Genomic DNA, 23,236 nt, shown 5'->3' on the forward strand with positions numbered 1-23,236 from the left:
TACTTTTTGTTTGGCTGGATTATTTAGTTAAGTTGGTTGTTGTCTGCTTTGTTTGATTTATTTGGTTAAGCTAGTTTAGATTGTTAGGTTTGTTTTTAAGATTATTTGGTAGGTTATTATTGTCTGCTTTGATTAGTTATTTGTTTTATTAAATGTTAGATTAGATTTTAAAAAATATATTTAAATATATAAAAATATTAAAAGATATAAATATGATAAATAATTTAATTATTATAAAGATTAAAAAATATTGCAAAAAAATTAAAAAATACTACCAATTTATAATAAAAGATTTTATTTATAAAAATACAACATTCTTTTTAATTAATTAATTAAATAAACTAAAATTAAAACTAAACTAAATAAAAAACAATTTAATGATAAATATTAAAGCTGTGTTAAAAATTTAATTTCATTGATAAATTATGTTTAAATTTTAGAACAAAGCTTTGAAGTGTTTTTAAATGAGATGGGTTGGTTGTTAAAACTTTTAAATTTTGGTATATAAGCATAGCCAGTTAAAGGATCAATAACTATACAAATTTGTTTATTAAATTTAGATTGTAATCTTATAATACAAGGTTCATTCTTCTTAGTAAGAGTTTTATCATAGATATTTTTTGCGTTTTTAAGTGGAGAATAAAGTCTGCCTAATTCATCAAAAACTATTCTTGTACTTCCACTACAAGATCCTTTAAATTCTACAGAAGAAATGCCAAATTGTTCTTCTATATTAAATCTTTTACTAGCTTTTTTATCCAATTTAGAAATAACTCCGCTTTGTCCTGAATTCATAAGTTTTGTAGGATTTAAAATATCTACAGCAATTTCTCTATCAAGATTAATATCTGTTTTACCTAAATTTGCATTTCCATCTCCATTTTTATCTAAAAAAATAGTATAAGTTTGCTCATTATTCGTTGCAGAAGAAGATTTTATAAAATAAAGTTGCCATTTGCTTTTATACCACTCTCTTTTTGCTACACTAAATTCTTTAATTCTAAAATCAGTTTGCAACATTGCTAAATTTCTTACATAAACGATATCATTAAGAATTTGCACAGCTGCTTCCATTAATCTATCTTTTGGTTTGTAAAAATTTATCAAACTAAAAATAATTCCTATGATAAATATAACCAAAACAAGCTCTAATAAACTAAAAGCTTTTTTCATAACTTAATTGATAGTTGATTTTGTGTTTCCCAAGTTTTATAGCAATGGTTTTTAAATTTTTATCCCTTAATCCATCTTTTAAATATAAGCTAGAACTATCTTTGATGCCATAAAAACGCAATCTTCTTTGCAAAGCACGTGAAGTAGTATGGATCGCACTAATACCTTCTTCTTTTAATTTCGCGCTCAATTCTTTTGCGATGTGATAATTATGAGCAAAATGCAATTTTGGATCTTTTATAAAAAAATACAAAATATAATTACCCAAAATAAGCAAATAAAATACAATTAAAAATAAAACACTAAGTCTAATAAGAATTTTATATTTACTTCTAAATTCTGGCAATCTCACACGATAAGATTGCATTAATGCTTTTATAAGCAAAGGAGTACAAATTACACAAAAAGGTAAAAAATCTTCTATGGACAATTTTTGCCTTAAAGAAAGCAAAGAACAAAAAATAAAAGTTGTAGAGATTAAAAACCAAAGTAAATTTTTATTTTTCTTAAAAGCCAACCTATAAATAACATAAAAAAAATAAACAAACACTAAAGGCGAAAAACAAAGAGAAAAAATTCCAAGAATGTCTAAAAAGTATCCTTTAGGCTTACCGCCTACATCAAAACCATATAAAAACACACAAGATAAAAAAAGAAAAAAAGAAAAAGAAAAAAGAAAAATATCACGTTTATAAATTCCAAAAAAGAAAAAAGTCAAAAATAAAACAATAAAAGATTTATCCACAAAAAGAGAAAAAAATAAAAGTAAAAAAAATAAAATTTTTTTCTCATATTCATAAGCGCAAAGTATAGCCAAAGATAGAAATATCACATACGAAGCTTCATTTACAAGTAAAGCACTAGCCACACTTCCAGGCAATAAAATAAAAAGAAACAAAGAGAAGAAAACATCTTTATCTGTTTTATTGTATTTTTTGGCAAGCAAATACAACAAAATACAACTTAAAATATGAATGATTACAAAAGGCATACGTAAGCCAAAATCATTTACCCCTAAGATAAAGGTTCCAAAATGGGTTATATAATAAAGCAAACCTTTGGTATCAAAATAAATCTTAGCCTCATCACCACTAATGCTTAGAGTTGAAATTCCATAAAAAAGGGCTAACAAATCTAGGCTTAATAATAAAATAAAATATTTAAGATATCTATTTTCTTTCATAAGCTAATTTTACTTAAATAAACTTAAATAAATCGCTTAAATCATTTATATTTTAACAACTCTTCATTTATCTTTTGCTCTATCTTCAAAAGCTCTTCATAATTTTTTTTATTTTGTTCTAAAAGTTCATCAAATTTAAAACCAAGCATCACAATACGATATAAATTTGGCTTATATTTTCTCCAATTATATAAAGTGCTAACATCAATATCCAAATGATAAGCCATATCGCGTTTGGTTTTTTTAGACAAAATTTTTCCTTAAGTATTTAAATTTTTTGATTTTATAAAAAATTTTCTTTATCAAAAACACTTGAAATATTCAACTAATTTTTAAATAAACATTTAATATTTAAATATTATTTTGAAATAATTCCATTTCGTTTCATTGAAATATTCATTGAAATAATCATTTTTTAAGGAGTTACCTTGGATTTTAATTCTTTATTACTTAGTATTGGAGATAAACTACCAAAAGATGGTGTATCTACGATAACGCTAAAGGATAAATTTGAACGTCTTAGTGAAGATAGGCAAAAACAAGTGATTGCACAACTTCCAATGATTAAACTAAAAAGTCCTGCTTTAGTTTTTTGGGTAGGAACTTTTTTATTTGGTGGTTTAGGAGTGGGACGTTTTATGATAGGAGATTTAATTTTAGGTTTTATGCGTTTAGCAATTACAGCTATAGCTTTAATTTGCGGTAGCTTAATGTTTGAATATAGTGCTTTAGGAATAATATATGGTTTACTAGGTTTTATCAATTGGATTTGGTGGATTGTAGATATGTTTTTAGTAGGTAAAAAACTAAGAAAACAAAATTTTGAAAAGATAAATAAAGTAATTGAAGGGGCATAAAATGAAAAAATTTTTCATAATGCTAATCTCTTGTGTATTTTTGGTAAATATAGCTTTTGGTAATACACTGCAAGATTTTAAAAAAGCCTTTGCAAATGAGTGTATGCAAGGAAGCACTGATACAAAAATAAAAAATTTTTGCAATTGTGCTGCAAATATTACAGTCAAACACTTCAAAGAAGAGCTTATAGAGGCTGATTCTTTGCCAAAAACACAAGAAAATATTAAAAAAATACAAGATCTAACGCTAAGAATGCTTCAGTTTAGCTTTGATGAAAAAAATTTTCAAGCTTGTGTGGAAAATTAATGAAAAAAATCTTGATTATTTTACTTTGTCTTAGCTCTTTTTCTTATGCATCTTGGTTTGATACTAAGCCAAAATGTAATGATAAAGTTGTTTTACAAATCTTAAAAGAAATTTTAGATGAGGATGAATGGGTTTATGTTGAATATGGACTTGATGAAAAGTCTTTAAAAGCAATGTATTTAAATCTTAATGGTATGAATTTAAGAGATATAGAAGCTATGTTATCTACTGATACACTAGGAGTTTTAAAAGCCAATTTTAACCTATACTTGATTTGAAAGAATATGCTAATGAATTTGCTTATACTCAATTTAGTGATTTTATCACAGAAGAAAATGAAAGTAAAAAAATCACTTATTGTCAAGCAACTCTAACAATTACTTATCCCCAAATGCCTAAAGAAATGCTTCAAAGGTATGAAAGAGGGATATTAAAAGGAGTTTTATTTAAAGGAGGCGTTGCAGAAGAAAATGTGCGTTATAGTGCCAGATATACAGATGATGGCGCAAAAATTTATGTAGAATTTTTAGATAATTAAAAGGAGTAAAAATGAAAAAATTTTTAAGTGTTTGTAGTATAGTTGCGGTATTATTAAGTGGTTGCGGAAGTGATTTTCCTGGGCAACCAAGTGATGTAGTTAGGGTTCAACAAAATAAATATGAATCATCTGGAAATTTAAAAGAAGAAATTCCTTATAATAAAGAGTCTAGGATACATGGATTAAAAAGAACTTTTTATAATAATGGACAATTAAAAACTGAAGAAAATTATAAAAATGGAAAAAAAGATGGAGTTAGCAAAAGATATTTTGAAGACGGACAACTCTTAGAAGAAATGAATTTTAAAGACAATCGTGGATATGGTGACTATGTAAGTTATTATAATAATGGAAATCCTAAAGTAAAAGGAAAATTACTTAACTTCGATGAAGATGGTATGCCAGAATTTGAAGGTAATTATAAAGAATACTATGAAAATGGTACTGTAGCCCTTGATTATAATTACAATAATAAAGGCAAAAAGGATGGAATGCAAACAGCTTTTAACGAAAATGGCTCTTTAAAAAGTGAAGAAAATTATAAAAATGGTATTAAAAATGGAATTTTTAGATATTATAAAAATGGAGAAATCGTTAAAGAAGAAGAATTTAAAAATGGCGTTTTAATACAAAAACCTAAAAATTAAAGAGATTAAATATGTTTAAAAAAATAATTTTATTTTTCTTTATAAGATTGACATTTATTAAAGCTGATACATTAAATATGTGTAGCAATTCTTTAGCCATTTTAAAACTTCAAGAGCAACTTCCTGATGAAATCATTAAAAATTTATATAAATTATCAGGACTTGAAGCTATAGGGGTTAATTATGAGGATTATGAAAAAGGTCTTAAGGAAACAGCTAAACATTATGGAAAAGCAAATTATAACGATATAATCGAAATTAAATCTATTTCTGATTTTGATTTCGATCTTAACTCTTGCACTGCTATAGTAAATGCTACTTTGGGAGATAAAGAGGGTGTTTGGACAATTAGCTATAAAGTTTTTAATACAAATGAAATAAAAATTCTAAATTTAGCTTATATAAGCGGAGATTTTGAATAAAAATTTATAAAATAAGCAAGAATTTTATTGCTTATTAAACTTTTGCTATAACCTTTAAGGCATTTTGCCTTAAAGGTTACTTAACTAAAAAAGGGAAAATATGGATTATAATATTTATCTTTTAAGTATTCAAGATAAGATAAAACAAGAAGATTCACTTAATCTAAAATTAAAATTTGAACAATTACAAAACAAAGAAGAAGTTGTATCAAATTTAGCATTAATACAACTTCAAAATACCGCCACTCCAATCATAGCTAGTATAATAAGTGCTTGTTTAGGCCTTGGTTTTCTGGCACTTGATAGATTTATGATAAAAGATTATGCATTAGGATTGTTGCGTTTGGTTTTATCCTTGTTTCCTTGTATATTGTTTCTTATTTTAGGGGCAAATTACGAAAAAGAAAATGCAGATTTATCTGAAATTTTTTTGCATTTTTTGCAATTTTTTTAATATGTGGCATTATTTGGTGGGGAGTTGATTTATTTTTAGTTTATAAAAAAATTAAAAAAGAAAATTATAATAAAATCATAGATTATATTCTTAAATATCAAAAAATTTAATTTTGAAATTAAAAAAAATGTTGTTAGCAATCTAAAATAAAATATAATTTTCTAAGTTTAAAACTTAGAAAATTTTTTCATAAAAGCTACAAAACCTATAATCTCTAAGCCTAAAAAAATTCTTTTTTGCTACAATTTTGAAAATCAAGACTAAGCTAAGGATTATTATGGTTGAAGTAAAAAATCTTACTATGCGTTTTGCTAATCAACTTTTATTTGAAAATGTAAATTTAAAACTTTTACGCGGACAAAGATATGGACTCATAGGTGCTAATGGTGCTGGAAAATCAACCTTTTTAAAAATTCTTTCAAACGAAATAGAGGCTAGTAGTGGAGAAATTATTTTTGATGAGGGATTAAGGATTGCTGTTTTAGGGCAAGATCAATTTGCTTTTGAAAATTATACAATCAAAGATGCAGTAATGTGTGCAAATAAAAGATTATACGAGGCTTTAAAAGAAAAAGAAAAACTCTATATGAGTGAAGAATTCACAGATGAGATCAATGAACGCTTAAGTGAGCTTGAAATGATCTGCGCAGAAGAAGATCCAAACTATGATTGTGAAGTGCGTTGTGAAAAAATCTTAAGCTCTTTAAAAATCAAAGATTTTAATGCTTTAATGAGCACTTTAAAAAGTGCGGATAAATTTAAAGTTTTACTTGCACAAGTATTATTTTTAGGCGCTGATGTGTTATTTTTAGATGAACCTACAAACAACCTTGATTTAGAAGCAATTTCTTGGCTTGAGAATGAACTTTTAAGACACGATGGAACCTTAGTTGTAATTTCTCACGATAGACATTTTTTAAATAAAATTTGCACCAGAATTTTAGATGTAGATTTTAAACAAATTAGAGATTTTGCAGGAAATTATGATGATTGGTATATGGCTTCTACCCTACTTGCTAAACAAGCAGAGCTTAAAAGAGATAAGGCTTTAAAAGAAAAAGAAGAATTAGAAAATTTTATCCGTCGTTTTAGTGCTAATGCCTCAAAAGCAAAACAAGCTACAAGTAGAGCCAAAGCTTTAGAAAAATTAGAACTTGAAGAAATTAAAATTTCAACAAGACGCGATCCTAGTATAGTATTTAGGACTAGTAGAGAAATAGGTAATGAAATCTTAGAATTTAAAGAAATCTCTAAAACTTATGATAAAAAACTATTTTCAAATTTAAATTTAAAAATAGAAAAAAATGACAAAATAGCATTAATTGGTGCTAATGGGGTTGGCAAATCTACTCTTGCTAAAATCATTATGAATGAAATAAATCCAGATAGTGGCAATGTGCATTTAGGTGCTACAATAGAACTAGGATATTTTCCACAAGACACAAGCAATATTATAAATGAAAATTTAAAACTTTACGAATGGCTTATGAGTGAAAAATTTAAAGATTTAGATGAAATTCGAAAATGTTTAGGAAGAATGTTATTTAGTGGAAGCGAACAAGAAAAAATGGCAGCTAATTTAAGCGGGGGAGAAAAACACCGCTTAATGCTCTCACGTTTAATGTTAGAAAAATCTAATTTCTTAATCTTAGATGAACCGGATAATCATTTAGATCTTGAAAGTATTATAGCCTTAGGAGAAGCCTTGTATAATTTTAAAGGAGTAGCACTTTGCATCAGTCACGATAGGGAATTAATAAGTTCTTTTGCTAATCGTATTTGGGAGTTAAAAGATGGAGAACTTTTAGATTTTCGCGGAAGTTATGAAGAATTTTTAGGAGAAAAAAATGGCTAAATTTAGAGTTCAATATAGTGCTGGCTTTGGTCATTTCACACAAAATCATAAAGGTTTTGGACCAACTATTTATATAGAAGAAATCGTTGAATTTGATAATGGAAAAGACTATTTTGATTATATGGATTTTTATAAAAAATATTCTAAAGCAGATGATACTTATTTTCACATTAGCTTTTTAGAAGATAGAAAATTGAGCGAAAAAGAACTTCAAATTCGTAATGAATACAGAAAATTAAGAGATCAAAATTGTAAAAAAGCTAAAGAAGAATTTATCAAAAATCACGAATTAGATCCTGAATTTATTGCTCCGTGTGGTGATTAAAGGAATGTTTTTTGCTTGCATATTTTTTGTATTTTGAAAGGAGAAATAATGCAAACAAATTTTAAAATCATAAGCTCTTATGAATATGATATTTCAAGCGGAGTTTATAAACAAGTAAATAAAGAAGTTGAAGATTTTTCTTCTAGCGAACAGCAAAGTTTTATGGATATGCTTTCAAATGAAAGTAGTCAAAATCAACAAAATCAACAAACTTCTTTAGAAACACAAAATAAAATTCAAGAAAATGATTCGACTATGAGTTCTTATGCTTTAAATTCGAATTTATATTCTTATCGTTTTAGACAAAATGAAGAATCTCAAATTCAATCACAATCTATAAATCAAAATGAACAAAATACACAAAATAAAGTTTTAAATGAACTTTTGGGAATGATTTAAACTTACAAGAATTGAAAATCTTTAAAAGAGAAATTTTTTAAAAAAATTTTTAATTCTTGTTCTTGAATTTCATTTAAACAAAGTGTTATTAATACTATATCTTCTTTAAATTCTTTTTTAGAAGATATAGCAAATTTATTTAAAAAATAATCAAAACGACTAAATGTTTTTAAATTGATAGAAATTTTAATTGTTTTTTGAATTTCATAAGATTTTAAAATAGCACTTTTAATCACTTCATTTACCGCTTCGCTATAAGCTCTTACAAGTCCGCCTGTGCCAAGTTTAATCCCTCCAAAATAACGCACAATAATAACAGCTGTATTAATGAGTTCATTACCTCTTAAAACATTTAAAGCCGGCATTGCTGAAGTGCCTTTTGGCTCTTTATCATCATTTTTATCTTCTACTATTTGATTAAATTCATTTAAAACTCTATAAGCATAAACAAAATGCACTGCTTTTAAATGCTCTTTTTTAAGTCTTTCAAGCAAATCTTTAAAATCTGCAAAAGGACAAAGAAAAGCCCAAAAAACAGATTTTTTTACTTCTATTTTATTTTGATAAATTTGATCAATAGTTTTCATCATAACCTTTTTTATGAAGATATACAATAAAGATTAAGAATTTATAATCTTATTTTAATTTTTTTGAAATATTGTTAAATTTAATTCAAATTAATACAAAATATAATAATCTAAAATTCTTAAAAACAAAAAACTTTTTAAAATATTAAATTTTAGCTATAATTAAAATTTGACTTAAAATATTTAAGCAAATTTTGATAGTTTAATATTATTTTAATTTTAATAAATTTAATCAATCTATAAATTTTTAACTTTTATAAATAAAAATTCATTCCAAAAAATTAATTATAAGGTAAATCTATGCTTTTCTTAGAATTTTTAAGTTTTACAAGTTTGATTTTTGAAATTTTAGCGTTATTTTTGTCTTTTTATTTTAAAAATACAAAAATATTTTTTATTACTTTTGCTTTTGTATTTTTCAAATTATTTTATTTTTACGCTAGCACTTTTCAAGCTCATCTTTTCACTTCATTGTTTTTACCTTTTACATTTTTTATATTCTCTTTAAAAAAACAAAATGAACTCATTTTTGATAAAAAAAATATTAGCATAGTAGTATTTTTTCTTTTAATATCAATTTTAGGACTAGTATTAACCAAAAGCACAGATTTTAACGCATCAATGCTTAATTTTCATCTTTTTAATTTTTTTAATCCTATCAGTGAGCTGAGTTTAATTTTTTTCATTTTTGAATTTGTATTCTTAAGCTTTGTATGTTTTAAAAAAAGAGAATTTTTTTATATAATAGCATTTATAGGGGCTTATATACAATTTTTCTTTAATAGTGCTTTAAAGATTTCATATTTTGAACTCTCAAGTATAGTTTTTTGTATCTATCTTATTTATCAAGCCTATAAAAATACTTTTTTTGATCCTTTAACCAAATTTCCAAATGAAAAAAAACTTGCGCATTTTATAAAAGGTAAAAAAGAATTTAGCATAGCATTGCTTCATTTTACAGAACTAGAATTTACAAAAGAAAGCTATAAAAAACTTATCTTAAAACAAATTGCCAAAATTTTAAAACGTTTAAAAGCTAAAATTTTTATAGTAGAAAATGATTTTATTTTTATTTTTAAAGATGAAAATATGTCTTTAACTCATCTATCTTATATAGAATCTTTGTTAAAAAATACAGAAATCTATCTTGAAAACGAAAAATTTAAACCAGAGTTTAAAATATTACTTAAAAATAATCAAAATAATATTAAAGAAAGTTTAATAATCCTAAGGGAAGAACTCCCTTAGGATTATTTCTCAAGTGCTTCAGAATCAATAATTAATTTTACATCATCACTTAAAGTTATTGTTGAAACGCTAGAAGCAAATTTAAAATCAGAACGTTTAATTAAACCGCTTAAAGTAAAACCAATTTTTTCCTTGCCATCTTTTGTTTTAATTGCTCCACCAATCTCAGCATCTAACTCTACTTCTTTAGATACACCTGCTATAGTTAAAATTCCTGTCATTTTTCCTTTTTCATTGCTGATTTTTTCATATTTTTTCATTGTAAAAGTCATATCTGGATATTTTTTTGCTTTAAAAAAATCATCTTGCAATAAATGATTGTCTCTTGTTTGATTTTCCGTATTAATTGAAGATACTTTAATTGTTGCTTCTAATTTTTTAAATTCAAAAGTTGCTGGATCAAAATCAATCATAGCATTATAATCTTTAAAACTTCCATTAACATTGCTAATTTGCAAATGTTTAATTTTAAAACCAACATTTGTATGCGATTTATCTAATGTATATTCTTTAGCAAAAGCTGTGCTTCCCAACAAAGAAAACGCTAAAACTGAACTTAAAAAAATTTTTTTCATTATTTCTCCTTAATAAATTTTTATTTTACATAAAAATAATAAAAATATTTTATTTAGCAAAAATTAACTAAACATTAATCAAAAGATTTTATTAGCAATTTAACAAAATCATCAAAATTAGCTAAATTTAATTTTTTTTCTTCTCTTTGCTGTTTACCCCACATACACTCTGGAAAAAAAGCATCTTCTTTAAATCTTGCCATTATATGAAAATGAACTCTTGGGACATAATTTGCAAAAGATGCTATATTTATTTTGTCAGGTTTATAAAATTCAATCATAGCTTTTTCGCACGCTAAAATTTTTTTAAATAATTCTTCTTGTAAAAAACTAGGACAATCGCTTAATTCTTTATAGGGTTGTTGGGTAAAAATTTTAATCCAAGGAATTTGAGAATTTTCTTTTTCTATGTAAATTAACTCATTTTCATAAAACATTTTAAACTCCTAAAATAATTTATTATATTCTATAAATATTTTATTTTCTAAAAATTTTAGATAAAATATAATATAATTTTTTAAAATAAATAAGAAGCGCAAAATGAATATTAATTTTAATACAAACTATTCTTTTAATCTTGCTCAACAAAACACCTCTAATAAAAAATCAAATAATCAAAACGAAAATGAAGAAAGCACACAAACACAAATGGTCAATGGCGTAGAACTTGATGCCAAAGAACTACAACAATTAAGAGAACTACAAAGCACAGATAGAGAAGTAAAAGCTCACGAAGCAGCGCATCAAGCTGCTGGGGGATCTTTAGCGGGTGGAGCTAGTTTTAGTTATGTTAAAGGTCCTGATAATCAAATGTATGCAGTATCTGGAGAAGTTCCTATACGTATGCAAAAAGGCAATACACCAGAAGAAACTATGGCCAATGCAAGACAAATTGCCTCAGCGGCTATGGCACCCGCTGATCCTAGTCCTCAAGATTATAAAGTTGCAGCAAATGCTCTTAAACTTGAAATGGAAGCAAGATCTGAAGCAATGAAACTCAAAGCAGAAAAAAATACACAAGATAAAAAAGATAACAACCAAAACGAAAATGCAAATGAAACCGAAAATAATAAAAACAGAGATTTTAAAAATTTTATTAGCAATATTTACAAAAACAATTCTATAGATTTAAGTCCAAATTTTAGTATAGCTTCTTAAAATCTAAGCTTTTATTAGCTTAGATTTCATTTACCATAGTACTTGGATTTACCAAATGATCAAAATCTTTTTCATCAATTAAACCAAGTTCCATAGCACTTTGTTTTAAGGAAATACCTTTTTTATAAGCATTTTTTGCAACTTTAGCAGCATTTTCATAGCCAATGTGTGGATTTAAAGCTGTGACCAACATCAAAGAATTATTTAAATGAGAAGCTATTTTTTCTTTATTAGGTTTAATGCCTTTTACACAATGTACGTTAAAAGAATTCATAGCATCACTTAATAAATTAAGACTTTGTAAAAAGTTATAAATAATCACAGGCTTAAAAACATTAAGTTCAAAATTTCCTTGAGATGCTGCAAAACCTATAGTAGCATCATTTCCCATTATTTGAACAGCAACCATAGTTAAAGCTTCACATTGGGTTGGATTTACTTTGCCAGGCATTATAGAGCTTCCAGGCTCATTCTCAGGTAAAATAAGCTCACCAAAACCACATCTAGGACCAGAGGCCAAAAAACGAATATCATTGGCAATTTTCATTAAATTTGCTGCTAAAGCTTTTAAAGCTCCATGTGTAAAAACTATAGCATCGTGACTTGTTAAAGCATGAAATTTATTTGGATTAGAAACAAATTTTATCCCAATAATTTTACTTAATTTCTCACTTACTCTTTGAGAAATTTCAGGATGAGCGTTAAGACCTGTTCCAACTGCTGTTCCTCCTATGGCAAGCTCTCTTAAATTTTCCAAAGAAAGCAATATTTGCTTACGTGTATGCGTTAACATAGATAAATAACCGCTAAATTCTTGAGATAAAGTCAAAGGAGTAGCATCTTGCAAATGAGTACGTCCTATTTTAATAATCCCTTTAAATTCTTTTACTTTTTGTTCAAAAATAGCAATTAAATCATCTAATGTGGGAATGAGCTTATTTTCAATTTGTTCAACACAAACAATATGCATAACGGTTGGAAAAGTATCATTTGAACTTTGAGACATATTTACATGATCGTTTGGGTGTATCAATTTTTCTTTACGAAAATCTCCACCTATAATTTCAGTAGCACGATTTGCTATTACTTCATTTAAATTCATATTTGTTTGAGTTCCAGAACCAGTTTGCCAAATAGCAAGGGGGAAATTATCATCAAATTTTCCCTCTATAATCTCATCACAAGCTTTTATAATAGCATCTTTTTTTTCATTATCAAGCTTGCCTAAATCATTATTTACTATAGCTAAAGCTTTTTTAAGATTAGCAAAAGCATATATTAAAACTTTAGGCATTTTCTCAGTACCTATTTTAAAATTTTCAAAACTTCTTTGAGTTTGTGCTCCCCAATATTTATCATCTAAAACTTGAACTTCGCCCATAGTATCACGTTCTATTCTATACTGCATAATTATTCCTTTAATATAAAAAATTAATTTATATTAATTAAAATTAATATAAATTAAACTTTAAAATAATGACCTTAGATAAAAAATACTTTTAATTGAGATAAAATTACACATTTATTCAACCGTTACACTTTTTGCAAGATTGCGTGGCATATCAACATCGTTACCAAGTCTTATTGATATTTCCATTGCTAAAAGTTGAGTAATAAGCATCATTTCAAAAAATTCACACATATAATGTTCTTGTTCTGTTGTTTTAATAAAATCATCACTTAGATCAAATTCTAAAGGCGAAATACTAAGAAGAGTAGAATCTCTGGCAATCAATTCTTCTACGTTTGATTTTGTTTTTTCATAAAGCATATTTTTTGGCATTAAAGCAATAGTATAAAGTTTAGAATCAGCCAATGCTATAGGTCCGTGCTTCATCTCTCCTGCTGGATAACCTTCTGCGTGTAAATAAGAAAGCTCTTTTAATTTTAAAGCACCCTCTAAAGCTAAAGGATAAAATACATCTCTACCTATATAAAAAAAACCATGTCCATCTAAATATCTTTTAGAAATTCTATGAATTTTATCGTGTAATTTTTGTGTTACAACAACACAATTTGGTATATGGAGTAAAGCTTTAATTTCATTATTTAAATTTTGATTTTTCTTTTGAGCTATAAAAATTGCCAACATCCAAAGCGTTAAGACTTGTGTTGCAAAAGCTTTAGTAGAAGCGACTCCTTTTTCAATTCCAGCACGGGTTAAAAGACTTAAATGTGCTAAACGCACGATACTAGAATTATCCACATTACAAATTGCAAAAGTTCTAGCACCTTTTTCTTTGGCAATTTTTAAAGCTTCTAAAGTATCTGCTGTTTCCCCGCTTTGAGAAATAACAATAAATAAAGAATCTTTAGAAACAAGAGCTTCTCTATATCTAAATTCACTTGCAATTTCTACTTTAGCTTTAATTTTTGCAATCCTTTCAAATAAATAGGCTCCAGTAAGTGCTGCATGATAACTTGTCCCACAAGCACATAAGGTAATTTCACTTATATTGCTTAAATTTTCATTTTCAAGCTCATCAAAAACTACCTCATCTCCATTGATTCTACCCATTAAGACTTCACTTAATACCCTGCTTTGCTCATAAATTTCTTTTTCCATAAAGAATCTAAAGCCATCTTTTTTTGCATAAGCTTTGTCATTTGATAATTTGGAAAAAGATTTATTTTTTAATTTATCATTTTCATAAATAACAAGTTCATCTTTATTGGCATAACCAAAACTTAAATCTTCAAGATAAACCACCTCTTCACTAAGACCGACTAAAGGAGCATCTGCTGATGCAAAAAAGAGTTCATTTTGAGAATTTCTTCCTATAATTAATGGAGCAGCATTTTTAGCAAAAAAAACTTTATTTTGATCTTTTTTACTAAGAAGCAAAATAGCAAAAGCCCCTTTAAGCTCTTTAATCACTTGTCTAAAAGCTTCAAAGGCATTTAAATCTTTAGCATAAAATTCAAAAAGTTTTACAATTACCTCAGTATCTGTTTGGCTTAAAAAAGAAATACCTTTTTTTTCTAATTTATCCTTGATTTCTTTATAATTTTCTATAATACCATTATGGATTACACAAGAGTATTCTCCTAAATGTGGATGGGCATTTATCTCAGTTGCTTTACCATGAGTTGCCCATCTTGTATGTCCTATAGCAAAACCATAATCTTCGCTTGTAAAATTAGCACATTTATTTGTTAAATTTTCAAGCTTTCCAACAGCTTTAAAAAAATCAAGCTCTGATCCTTTCATAACAGCTAAACCAGCGCTATCATAACCTCTATATTCTAATTCTTTTAATCCATTCAAAATAATTTGTTTTTTTTCTTTATTGCCTATATAGCCTACAATACCACACATTTTTACCTACTTTTCGTATAATTTATTTTTAATTTTAACTTCTTTTTTTAAATAAAATAGCACTATTTTATTTAAATTTATTTTTTAAATAAATTTTATAAACTCTTTTTCAGTAAGCTAAATTTATAATGCTAAAATTATAAAAACAATGGAATTGTAATTTATTATGAAAAATCTTATTGCAAAGCTAGAAAATCAAACAAGATTAAATGAAGAAGAAGCTAACAAACTTTGGGATTTAGATCTTTTTACCTTAGCCAAATATGCCCATAAAAAGCGTCTTGAATTTCATGGAAAAAAGGTATATTTCAATATAAACCGTCATATTAATCCAACTAATGTTTGTGCTGATACTTGTAAATTTTGTGCATTCTCAGCACATCGAAAAAACCCTAATCCTTATACAATGAGTCATGAAGAAATTATGAAAATAGCAGATGAAACCATTGCAAGAGGAACTAAAGAAATTCACATTGTTTCAGCCCATAATAAAGATGTAACTTGGCAATGGTATTTAGAAATTTTTAAAATGATAAAAGCAAAATATCCTCAAATTCATATTAAAGCTATGACAGCAGCAGAGATTGACTTTTTGCATAGACGTTTTGATATGAGCTATGAAGAAATTATAAATAAAATGTTAGAATATGGCGTTGATAGTATGCCAGGTGGTGGGGCTGAAATTTTTGATGAAACAATACGTGAAAAAATTTGCAAAGGAAAAGTAAGTAGTGAAAATTGGCTTAAAATTCATAAACTTTGGCATCAAAAAGGCAAACAAAGTAATGCTACAATGCTTTTTGGTCATATCGAAGAAAAAAAACATCGCATTGATCATATGCTAAGACTTAGAGCTTTACAAGATGAAACAAAAGGTTTTAATGCTTTTATTCCTTTAGTATGGCAAAGAGATAATAGCTTTATACAAACAGATAAAATTATGGATAGTGAAGAAATTCTAAAAACTATTGCTATTTCAAGAATTATCTTAGATAATATTAAAAATATTAAAGCTTATTGGGCAACTATGGGGCTTAATCTTGCTATGGTTGCTCAAGAATTTGGAGCCAACGATCTTGATGGGACTATAGAAAAAGAAAGTATTCAAAGTGCTGGAGGAGCTAAAAGTGCTAATGGGGTCAATCTTAAAACCTTTATTGATATGATAAAAACTTCAAATTTAATTCCCGTAGAACGTGATAGTTTATATAATGAACTTAAAATTTATTAAGGCTTAAAATATGGATTTTTTTAAACTTAAACAAAATAATACCAATATAAAAACAGAAATTATTGCTGGTGTTACAACTTTTTTAACTATGATTTATATCATACCTGTTAATTCTCACATAATGAGTAATTCTGGTATGCCTTTGGAAGGCTTGATTATTGCTACTGCTTTAGTAACTATAATAGCAAGTGCTTTTAATGCTTTTTTTGCTAACACTCCTGTAGCTATGAGTGTTGGAATGGGAATGAATACTTATTTTACTTTTAGTGTTTGCTTAGCTCAAAATATACCTTGGCAAAGTGCATTAGGTGCTGTTTTTATATCAGGTTTTATTTTTTTACTTTTATCTTTTACAAATTTTAGGATTTGGATAATACGCAATATTCCTAAAGATTTACGTTTAGCAATGTGTGCAGGACTTGGATGTTTTGTAACATTTTTAGGGCTTGGACAAATGGGAGTAATTGCTAAAGATGAAAATGTTTTTGTGCGTATTGGAGATTTTAGCGATCCTAATGTTCTTTTTGGAATTTTTACCCTTGTTTTAATACTATTTTTATGGGTTATAAAACTAAAAGGAGCTTTTATTATAGGAATTTTACTTAGCTCTATTATTGCTTGGGTTTTTAATATCAATAATGCTTCATTTCCAGATCATTTTTTTTCATTTCCAAATTTTAGCCAAGAAAACGGTTTGGGAAGTATTTTTGCTAAATTAGATATTTTAAGTGCTTTAAATGTTTTTATGATTCCAGTTGTTTTAACTTTTCTTATTACGCAACTTTTTGATAGTTTAGGTACTATTACAGGAGTTGGAGAAAGAGGAAAAATTTTTGATGAGCCTAAAGAAGGAGAGAAAAAATTAGGAAAAACTTTAGCAAGTGATGCTGTAGGTTCTACAATTGGATCTATTGTAGGTACTTCAACCGTTACTGCCTTTGTTGAAAGTACTACAGGAGTTGAAAGTGGTGGAAGAACAGGACTTACAGCTTTAGTTGTTGCATTTTGTTTTATTTTAACATTATTTTTGCTTCCTTTATTTAAAGCTATACCTGCTAATTCTATTAATCCAGTATTAATAATGGTAGGAATTTTAATGTTTATGGAGGTAAGAAATATTAATTTTAAAGACGATGCCACAGCTGTTGCTTCATTTTTTACTATAATTATGATGCCTTTTACTTATTCTATAACAACAGGCTTTGCTTTTGGTTTTATCTCTTATTTGCTTGTGCGCATATTTAAAAAAGAATGGGATAAACTTAATATGGGTATTATAATACTATCTTTTATTTCTTTAGGAAATTTTTTATTAATTGCTTTAGAAGGAAAAATATGATTTTTTACTCTTATGATGAATTTGAAGATGATGTTAAAACTTTAGCAAAAGAAATTAAAAATAAATTTAATCCAGACGCTATAGTCGCTATAGCAAGGGGTGGAATGAGTCTTGGTCACTCTTTAGCAGTAGCACTGAATACACGTAATCTTTTTAGTCTAAATTCTATACATTATAATGACACACAAAAACTAGATACTATTGAAATTTTCAATATTCCCGATCTTAGTGCTTATAAAAAAATTCTTTTAGTAGATGACATTATAGATAGTGGAGAAAGTATCAAAGAGATTAAAAGAGTCTTAGAAGAAAAATTTACCCATATTGATTTAAAAGTAGCTACAATTTTTTATAAGAAAAATGCTCTTTTAATTCCCGAATTTACAACTAAAGAAGCAACAGAATGGGTGAATTTTTATTGGGATATTCTTATTGATTAATATAATTAAGGATATATTTGAAACTAAAAACTATTATTTTATTTTTTTCTCTAACTATTTGCTTTAGTTTTGCTAATGAAATTAGCGAATTTGAGAATGAATTTTCTCAATACAAAGTAAATGATCCTTTATCTGGCTATAACAAAGTTATGACGCGCTTTAATGTATTCTTATACGATTATGGCTTTAGACCTACTCTTATGGCTTATACAAAAATCACCCCAAAAGCTTTTAGAGTAGGTGTTAGAAATTTTTTTGATAATCTAGCTTTTCCTTTAAGATTTATAAATAACGCTTTGCAATTTAAATTTGAACAAGCTGGAGAAGAAACCAAGCGTTTTATAGCTAATACCATTTTAGGTTTTGGTGGGATAATGAATGCTGGCGATGCTTTACACTTAAAAAAACATCCTGCTGATTTTGGAAGCACTTTAGCTCATTGGGGTGTAGGCGGAGGCTTTCATCTTGTTTTGCCAATACTTGGGCCAAGCAACTTAAGAGATACTTTAAGTTTGCCTGTTGATTGGTTTTTATATCCTAGTGCTTATATTAATCCAGATTGGGCAAGTTTTGCAATAAGTAGCTATGCTTATGGTAATGAAATTTCTTTCAAAATTGATGAAATTGATGAAATTTATCACAATACTCCAAACCTTTATCCATTTTTACGTGATGCTTATGAGCAAAGACGCATAGAAATTAGCAAATAAGGAAAAAAATGAAAAAAATATTTTTAATTTTAGCTCTTGTATTAAATGTATTTGCCTTAAAGTTAGATGAAATTGAAAGTTTAATGCAAAAAAATATTGATAAAAGTCTTGAAATTTTACAAAATACAAAAGGCGATAAAAAAGAAGCTGCAAAGGAAATTTTTAAACTTTTTGATCACATAATTGATTATAAACTTATGGCAAAACTTTCTCTTTCAAAATATTATAACAATTTAAGCAAAGAAGAACAAGAAAAATTCACACAAGCTTTTGAAGAAAATCTTAAAAAAAGTTTTACTGATAAACTCAGTCTTTATAAAGATCAAATACTAAAAGTGAAATATGGTGAAGAAAAAAATAAAAATCGTTATTTTTTAACAAGTTCTATGATAATTGATGGGGAAGAAAAAAATGTTATTTTTAAATTCTATAATCAAAACAATGATTGGCTTATTTATGATGTAGATGTTTTAGGTATAAGTATTATTCAAACTTATCGATCTCAGTTTAGTGATATTTTAGAAAATGGCGATTTTAACACTTTAATGAAAAAAATTAAAGATATTAATATTGATTAAATGCTAATTTATTTTTTAAAAAAAATTACCAATTATCCTAAGATTACTTTAATTACTACTTTAATTTTTTGCACAATTTTAAGTTTTTTCTCCTTAAAACTTCAAATCGATGCAAGTGCAGATAGTCTTCTTTTAGAAGATGATAAAGATTTAAAAATCTTTAGGGAAATTTCTAAAGATTATAAAAGTGATGACTTTTTAATCATTGCTTTTAAACCAAAAAACCTTGATCCTTTCTCCAAACAGAGTTTAGAAAAATTAAAAAATATACATAAAGATCTAGAAAATTCTTACAATGTTGAACGTGTTTTGAGTATTATAAACGCACCTCTTCTTCAAAGTAATGATCAAATAGATCTAAAAGAGCTTATTAAAAATATCCCAAATATCACTTTTAAAGATATCAATAAAAGCAAAGCTAAAAATGAAATTCTAAATAGTCCTTTTTATAAAAATAATATTATTTCCAAAGATGGAACAACTACAGCTTTAATTATTTATTTAAATCCTGATTTAAAATTAAATCAACTTTTAGAACAAAAATATGAAGCAAATCAGTCACAAAAAGAAAAATATCAAATTCAAATTCAAGAACATCTAAATTTGCAAAAAACTGTCACAAAAAAAAGCTTAGATCAAATAAAAAATATTATGCAAAGTTATCAAAAAAATGGAGATATGTTTTATATTAGCGGTATAAGCTTGATAGCTGAAGATATGATATCTTATATAAAAGATGATCTTTTAATTTATGGTTTTACTCTTGTATTGCTACTTAGTTTAGCTTTATATTATTTTTTTAGATCTTTACGTTTTGTATTTTTACCTCTTTTTATTTGTTTTATAAGTTTAAGTTCTGCAAGTGGTGTTTTTGCTTTACTTGGCTTTAAAATCACAGTTATTTCTTCTAATTATGTTGCACTAATTCTTATAATCACCCTTAGTGTAGTGATTCATCTAATTACACATTTTATAGAATGCTCTAATAAATTTCCACATACTAAAATACAAAATGTCGTTCTTGCAACTCTTTTAGCTAAAGCAAAACCTAGTTTTTATGCTATATTAACTACTATGATAGGATTTTTAAGCTTGATTTTTTCAAATATAGAACCTATTATTAAACTAGGGATTATGATGAGCATTGGCATAAGCTTAAGCTTAATTCTTAGTTATCTTTTTTTGGGAAGTATTTTAACTCTTTTAAAACCAAAAAATTATAGTAAAAAAGAATTTAAATTTAATTTTTTAAGTTTTTGTGCAAAATCGAGTTTAAATCATAGAAAACTAATTTATACTTTTACTTTCTTAGCAAGTATTTTTGCTTTAATTGGGATTTCTTCTTTAAGAGTTGAAAATTCTTTTGTTAATTATTTTAAAGATGGAAGTGAAATTAAAAAAGGATTATTGCTTATTGATACAAAATTAGGCGGAACTTTGCCTTTAGATATAATTATAAAATTTAAAGATGATGCTAAATTCCAAAATAATGATAGTCTAGATAGCTTTGAAAATGAATTTGAAGCTTTGAGTCAAGAAAAAACTTATTGGTTTAATGCAAAAAAAATTCGTATAGTAAAAAAAATACACGAATATCTAGAAAATAAACCTTATATAGGATCTATTCTTAGTTTAAATAGTCTTTTAATTTTAGGAAAAAATATCAATGATGGTAAAGATTTAGATGATTTTGCTCTAGCATTTTTAAATGAAAATTTGCCAAATAACTTCAAAAAAGATCTACTTTCTCCTTTTGTAAATATAGATAAAAATGAGTTAAGATTTACTATGCGTATCATAGATTCTGATCCGAATTTACGTCGCAATGAATTTTTAAAAGAACTAAACAAAGAATTAAATGAACTTTTAAAAAATGATGATGTTTCAGTGCAAATTGCTGGGATCATGGTACTTTACAACAATATGCTCCAAAGTCTTTTTTCATCACAATTTAATACTTTAATATTTGTTATTTTAGTGATATTTGTCCTTTTTCTTATAATATTTAGAGATTTGAAATTTTCTATAATTGCTCTTATTGTAAATATTGTTCCAATTAGCGTTGTTTTTGCCCTTATGGGAATTTTAAATATACCTTTGGATATGATGAGTATTACTATAGCTGCTATTTCTATGGGTATAGGAGTTGATGATGCCATCCATTATATCTATCGTTTTAAGCAAACAATTAAAAATAAAAGTATCAAAGAAGCTATTTTAAATACACATAATTCAATAGGTTCAGCCCTTTATTACACAAGTATAAGTATTATTTTAGGATTTAGCGTGATGATGAGTAGCAATTTTATACCAACAATTTATTTTGGGGCTTTAACTATATTTGTGATGATATTGCTTCTTTTAGGAAGTTTATTTTTACTTCCTAGTCTTTTAATCACTTTTAAAAAAAATCAATAAGCCCTGCTTAAAACCTTAATTAAAATTTGTGCCAAATTTAAAGCTTTAAACCTATGAGAAATAAGATTTTTACAACTATCATCAAGTTGTGCTAAAGTTTTTGTAAAACCATTAGGGATAAACAAAGGATCATAACCAAAACCATTTTTACCTCTCTCTTCGCAAATTACTTTTCCGTGCATCCATCCGTGCGAACTTAAATCTCCAAATTTAGAGCTTATTCCAATAGCAGCCGTATAAAAAGCTTTACTTTCAAAAATACCTTTTTTTTGAAGTTCATCTACAAGTTTTTTGCGATTGCCTTCATCATTTTGTGATTTTGAAAATCTTGCAGAATAAATTCCAGGTCTTCCATCTAAAGCTTCAACACAAATTCCACTATCATCACTCAAAACAATAAATTCTTCTTGCTGATCTTTACTTAAAGCATTAAAAACTGCTCTTGATTTAATCAAAGCATTTTCTTTAAAAGAAATTCCATTTTCTTCTATTTCAAAAGCTTGCATAATATCACCAAAAGCATAAACCTCGTAATTTGTTAAAATATTTTTACACTCATAAACCTTATGGATATTATTTGTTGCAAGTATAATTTTATTTTTAAACATATCAAACCTTAAAAATTTATTTCAATGATTTAGAATTTTAATAATATTAAATAAGACAAAACTTAATACTTACTTAATATTATTAATAGTAAAATTATCCTAAATTAAATCCTTAGGGCATTTTATGTTAAATACTATTTTAGCTTTATCTTTCATTGTTGGAACAAGATTTTTTGGACTTTTTATAGTTTTGCCTGTTTTAAGCCTTTATGCACTTAAGCTTGAAGGATCAAATGAATTTTTAGTAGGACTTTTAGTAGGTATATATGCTTTAATGCAAATGATTTTTCAAGTTCCTTTTGGGATATTAAGTGATAAAATTGGACGAAAAAAAACTTTGCTTTTTGGTCTTATTATTTTTATTATAGGTTCGCTTATTTGTTCTTTTGCAAATGATATTTATACTATGCTTTTTGGAAGAATGCTTCAAGGAGCTGGTGCCATAGGGGCTGTTGCCACTGCAATGATTAGTGATTTTATCAATGAAGAAAATAGAGCAAAAGCTATGGCCATAATGGGTTCTTTTATAGGAATTAGTTTTGCAGCTTCTATGGTGATTTCTCCTTTAATGAGTGCTAAATGGGGGCTTTCAAGCCTTTTTGATCTAAGCACTTTTTTAACATTACTTTGTATTATCCTACTCTATACCATAGTTCCAAAAGAAAACAAACTTATACACGAAAATGAAAAAACACCTTTTTTTCATCTTATCAAACAAAAAAATTTAACTCTTATGAATATCACTAATTTTATGCAAAAAATGCTTATGAGTATTGCATTTTTGATTATTCCTATAATCTTAGTAAAACATTTTAATTTTGAACAAAATAAACTTTGGATTATTTATACTATATCTATGATAGCA

28 protein-coding genes are annotated in these 23,236 nt (G+C 26.4%); 19 read left to right on the top strand and 9 right to left on the bottom strand.

All coding sequences use genetic code 11. From position 1 onward, the window contains the following. Window positions 1-429: 429 nt before the first annotated feature. From JG677_RS02680 to JG677_RS02690, 3 genes are read right to left on the bottom strand one after another with little or no spacing between them, the layout of a single operon-like run. A complete protein-coding gene (locus tag JG677_RS02680; RefSeq protein WP_200285024.1) occupies window positions 430-1,173 on the bottom strand; it encodes a pilus assembly FimT family protein in 744 nt (247 codons plus the stop codon). After that, complete coding sequence (locus tag JG677_RS02685) at window positions 1,157-2,356, bottom strand: glycosyltransferase family 39 protein (protein WP_200170228.1); 1,200 nt, start codon at window positions 2,354-2,356, stop codon at window positions 1,157-1,159. Before JG677_RS02685 ends, JG677_RS02680 begins: the two co-directional genes overlap by 17 nt. Before the next feature lie 41 nt (window positions 2,357-2,397). Beyond that, on the bottom strand, window positions 2,398-2,607 hold the full coding sequence (locus JG677_RS02690) for a transcriptional regulator (protein ID WP_200170229.1): 210 nt from the start codon (window positions 2,605-2,607) through the stop codon (window positions 2,398-2,400). Window positions 2,608-2,784: 177 nt separating this feature from the next. Here JG677_RS02690 and JG677_RS02695 point away from each other — a divergent pair, with 177 nt between their 5' ends. The 10 genes from JG677_RS02695 to JG677_RS02740 all read left to right on the top strand — a co-directional run bounded on the left by JG677_RS02695 (window position 2,785) and on the right by JG677_RS02740 (window position 8,160). Then, the gene (locus tag JG677_RS02695) at window positions 2,785-3,213 is read left to right on the top strand and encodes a hypothetical protein (RefSeq protein ID WP_200285026.1); all 429 of its coding nucleotides are present in this window, start codon (window positions 2,785-2,787) and stop codon (window positions 3,211-3,213) included. Between the two features lies 1 nt (window position 3,214). Next, window positions 3,215-3,520 (top strand): hypothetical protein, encoded by a 306-nt coding sequence (locus JG677_RS02700; protein WP_200285028.1) that lies wholly within the window; start codon window positions 3,215-3,217, stop codon window positions 3,518-3,520. After that, window positions 3,520-3,798, top strand: a complete 279-nt coding sequence (locus tag JG677_RS02705; RefSeq protein WP_200285030.1) for a hypothetical protein — start codon at window positions 3,520-3,522, stop codon at window positions 3,796-3,798. The genes JG677_RS02700 and JG677_RS02705 overlap by 1 nt, the downstream gene beginning before the upstream one ends. Continuing rightward, window positions 3,795-4,058 (top strand): hypothetical protein, encoded by a 264-nt coding sequence (locus JG677_RS02710; RefSeq protein ID WP_200285032.1) that lies wholly within the window; start codon window positions 3,795-3,797, stop codon window positions 4,056-4,058. Before JG677_RS02705 ends, JG677_RS02710 begins: the two co-directional genes overlap by 4 nt. Before the next feature lie 11 nt (window positions 4,059-4,069). Continuing rightward, on the top strand, window positions 4,070-4,705 hold the full coding sequence (locus tag JG677_RS02715) for a toxin-antitoxin system YwqK family antitoxin (protein WP_200285034.1): 636 nt from the start codon (window positions 4,070-4,072) through the stop codon (window positions 4,703-4,705). Between the two features lie 11 nt (window positions 4,706-4,716). Next, a complete protein-coding gene (locus JG677_RS02720) occupies window positions 4,717-5,127 on the top strand; it encodes a hypothetical protein (protein WP_200285036.1) in 411 nt (136 codons plus the stop codon). A gap of 100 nt (window positions 5,128-5,227) precedes the next feature. Then, window positions 5,228-5,581: a hypothetical protein gene (locus tag JG677_RS02725; protein ID WP_234284623.1), complete on the top strand. Its 354-nt coding sequence runs from the start codon at window positions 5,228-5,230 to the stop codon at window positions 5,579-5,581. 277 nt (window positions 5,582-5,858) lie between these two features. Further along, complete coding sequence (locus tag JG677_RS02730) at window positions 5,859-7,436, top strand: ABC-F family ATP-binding cassette domain-containing protein (protein WP_200217546.1); 1,578 nt, start codon at window positions 5,859-5,861, stop codon at window positions 7,434-7,436. Further along, on the top strand, window positions 7,429-7,761 hold the full coding sequence (locus JG677_RS02735; protein ID WP_200170236.1) for a hypothetical protein: 333 nt from the start codon (window positions 7,429-7,431) through the stop codon (window positions 7,759-7,761). Before JG677_RS02730 ends, JG677_RS02735 begins: the two co-directional genes overlap by 8 nt. A 48-nt stretch (window positions 7,762-7,809) precedes the next feature. Then, window positions 7,810-8,160, top strand: a complete 351-nt coding sequence (locus tag JG677_RS02740; protein ID WP_200170237.1) for a hypothetical protein — start codon at window positions 7,810-7,812, stop codon at window positions 8,158-8,160. Window positions 8,161-8,162: 2 nt separating this feature from the next. Here the strand turns inward: JG677_RS02740 and JG677_RS02745 are convergent, their stop codons facing one another. Then, a complete protein-coding gene (locus JG677_RS02745; protein ID WP_200170238.1) occupies window positions 8,163-8,747 on the bottom strand; it encodes an IMPACT family protein in 585 nt (194 codons plus the stop codon). Window positions 8,748-9,047: 300 nt separating this feature from the next. Between JG677_RS02745 and JG677_RS02750 the strand changes: the two genes are divergently transcribed. Continuing rightward, complete coding sequence (locus tag JG677_RS02750) at window positions 9,048-9,995, top strand: hypothetical protein (protein WP_200217547.1); 948 nt, start codon at window positions 9,048-9,050, stop codon at window positions 9,993-9,995. A gap of 2 nt (window positions 9,996-9,997) precedes the next feature. Here JG677_RS02750 and JG677_RS02755 read toward each other — a convergent pair whose 3' ends face one another. Both JG677_RS02755 and JG677_RS02760 read right to left on the bottom strand, forming a co-directional pair. Further along, on the bottom strand, window positions 9,998-10,570 hold the full coding sequence (locus tag JG677_RS02755; RefSeq protein ID WP_200285038.1) for a YceI family protein: 573 nt from the start codon (window positions 10,568-10,570) through the stop codon (window positions 9,998-10,000). Window positions 10,571-10,644: 74 nt separating this feature from the next. Further along, window positions 10,645-11,007, bottom strand: coding sequence for an HIT family protein (locus JG677_RS02760; RefSeq protein ID WP_200217549.1), 363 nt, complete (start codon window positions 11,005-11,007; stop codon window positions 10,645-10,647). Window positions 11,008-11,110: 103 nt separating this feature from the next. Here JG677_RS02760 and JG677_RS02765 point away from each other — a divergent pair, with 103 nt between their 5' ends. Further along, on the top strand, window positions 11,111-11,728 hold the full coding sequence (locus tag JG677_RS02765) for a putative metalloprotease CJM1_0395 family protein (protein ID WP_200217550.1): 618 nt from the start codon (window positions 11,111-11,113) through the stop codon (window positions 11,726-11,728). Between the two features lie 19 nt (window positions 11,729-11,747). On the opposite strand, the gene fumC is transcribed toward JG677_RS02765, so the two are convergent. Both fumC and glmS read right to left on the bottom strand, forming a co-directional pair. Further along, window positions 11,748-13,136 (bottom strand): class II fumarate hydratase, encoded by a 1,389-nt coding sequence (gene fumC, locus JG677_RS02770; RefSeq protein ID WP_200170243.1) that lies wholly within the window; start codon window positions 13,134-13,136, stop codon window positions 11,748-11,750. Window positions 13,137-13,250: 114 nt separating this feature from the next. Continuing rightward, a complete protein-coding gene (gene glmS / locus JG677_RS02775; RefSeq protein WP_200170244.1) occupies window positions 13,251-15,047 on the bottom strand; it encodes a glutamine--fructose-6-phosphate transaminase (isomerizing) in 1,797 nt (598 codons plus the stop codon). A gap of 166 nt (window positions 15,048-15,213) precedes the next feature. Between glmS and mqnE the strand changes: the two genes are divergently transcribed. Genes mqnE through JG677_RS02805 form a run of 6 tightly spaced genes read left to right on the top strand, consistent with a single transcriptional unit; the run spans window position 15,214 to window position 21,763 of the window. Beyond that, window positions 15,214-16,278, top strand: a complete 1,065-nt coding sequence (mqnE, locus tag JG677_RS02780) for an aminofutalosine synthase MqnE (protein WP_200170245.1) — start codon at window positions 15,214-15,216, stop codon at window positions 16,276-16,278. A gap of 10 nt (window positions 16,279-16,288) precedes the next feature. Beyond that, window positions 16,289-17,617: an NCS2 family permease gene (locus tag JG677_RS02785; RefSeq protein ID WP_200285040.1), complete on the top strand. Its 1,329-nt coding sequence runs from the start codon at window positions 16,289-16,291 to the stop codon at window positions 17,615-17,617. Next, complete coding sequence (locus JG677_RS02790; RefSeq protein WP_200217553.1) at window positions 17,614-18,057, top strand: phosphoribosyltransferase; 444 nt, start codon at window positions 17,614-17,616, stop codon at window positions 18,055-18,057. Before JG677_RS02785 ends, JG677_RS02790 begins: the two co-directional genes overlap by 4 nt. 11 nt (window positions 18,058-18,068) lie before the next feature. Continuing rightward, window positions 18,069-18,767, top strand: coding sequence for an MlaA family lipoprotein (locus JG677_RS02795; RefSeq protein ID WP_200285046.1), 699 nt, complete (start codon window positions 18,069-18,071; stop codon window positions 18,765-18,767). A gap of 8 nt (window positions 18,768-18,775) precedes the next feature. Continuing rightward, window positions 18,776-19,345 (top strand): MlaC/ttg2D family ABC transporter substrate-binding protein, encoded by a 570-nt coding sequence (locus JG677_RS02800; RefSeq protein WP_200217554.1) that lies wholly within the window; start codon window positions 18,776-18,778, stop codon window positions 19,343-19,345. Then, complete coding sequence (locus JG677_RS02805) at window positions 19,346-21,763, top strand: efflux RND transporter permease subunit (RefSeq protein ID WP_200285042.1); 2,418 nt, start codon at window positions 19,346-19,348, stop codon at window positions 21,761-21,763. It begins immediately after the preceding gene. Here JG677_RS02805 and rdgB read toward each other — a convergent pair. Then, window positions 21,757-22,371: an RdgB/HAM1 family non-canonical purine NTP pyrophosphatase gene (gene rdgB / locus JG677_RS02810; RefSeq protein WP_200170250.1), complete on the bottom strand. Its 615-nt coding sequence runs from the start codon at window positions 22,369-22,371 to the stop codon at window positions 21,757-21,759. The genes JG677_RS02805 and rdgB overlap by 7 nt on opposite strands. Before the next feature lie 124 nt (window positions 22,372-22,495). On the opposite strand from rdgB, the gene JG677_RS02815 reads away from it, so the two are divergent. After that, window positions 22,496-23,236 (top strand): MFS transporter (locus tag JG677_RS02815; RefSeq protein WP_200285044.1); only part of this gene is annotated, 741 nt, incomplete at its 3' end.

It is taken from the genome of Campylobacter sp. TTU-622, from assembly GCF_016598965.1.
In the GTDB taxonomy this organism is placed as follows: Bacteria; Campylobacterota; Campylobacteria; order Campylobacterales; family Campylobacteraceae; genus Campylobacter_D.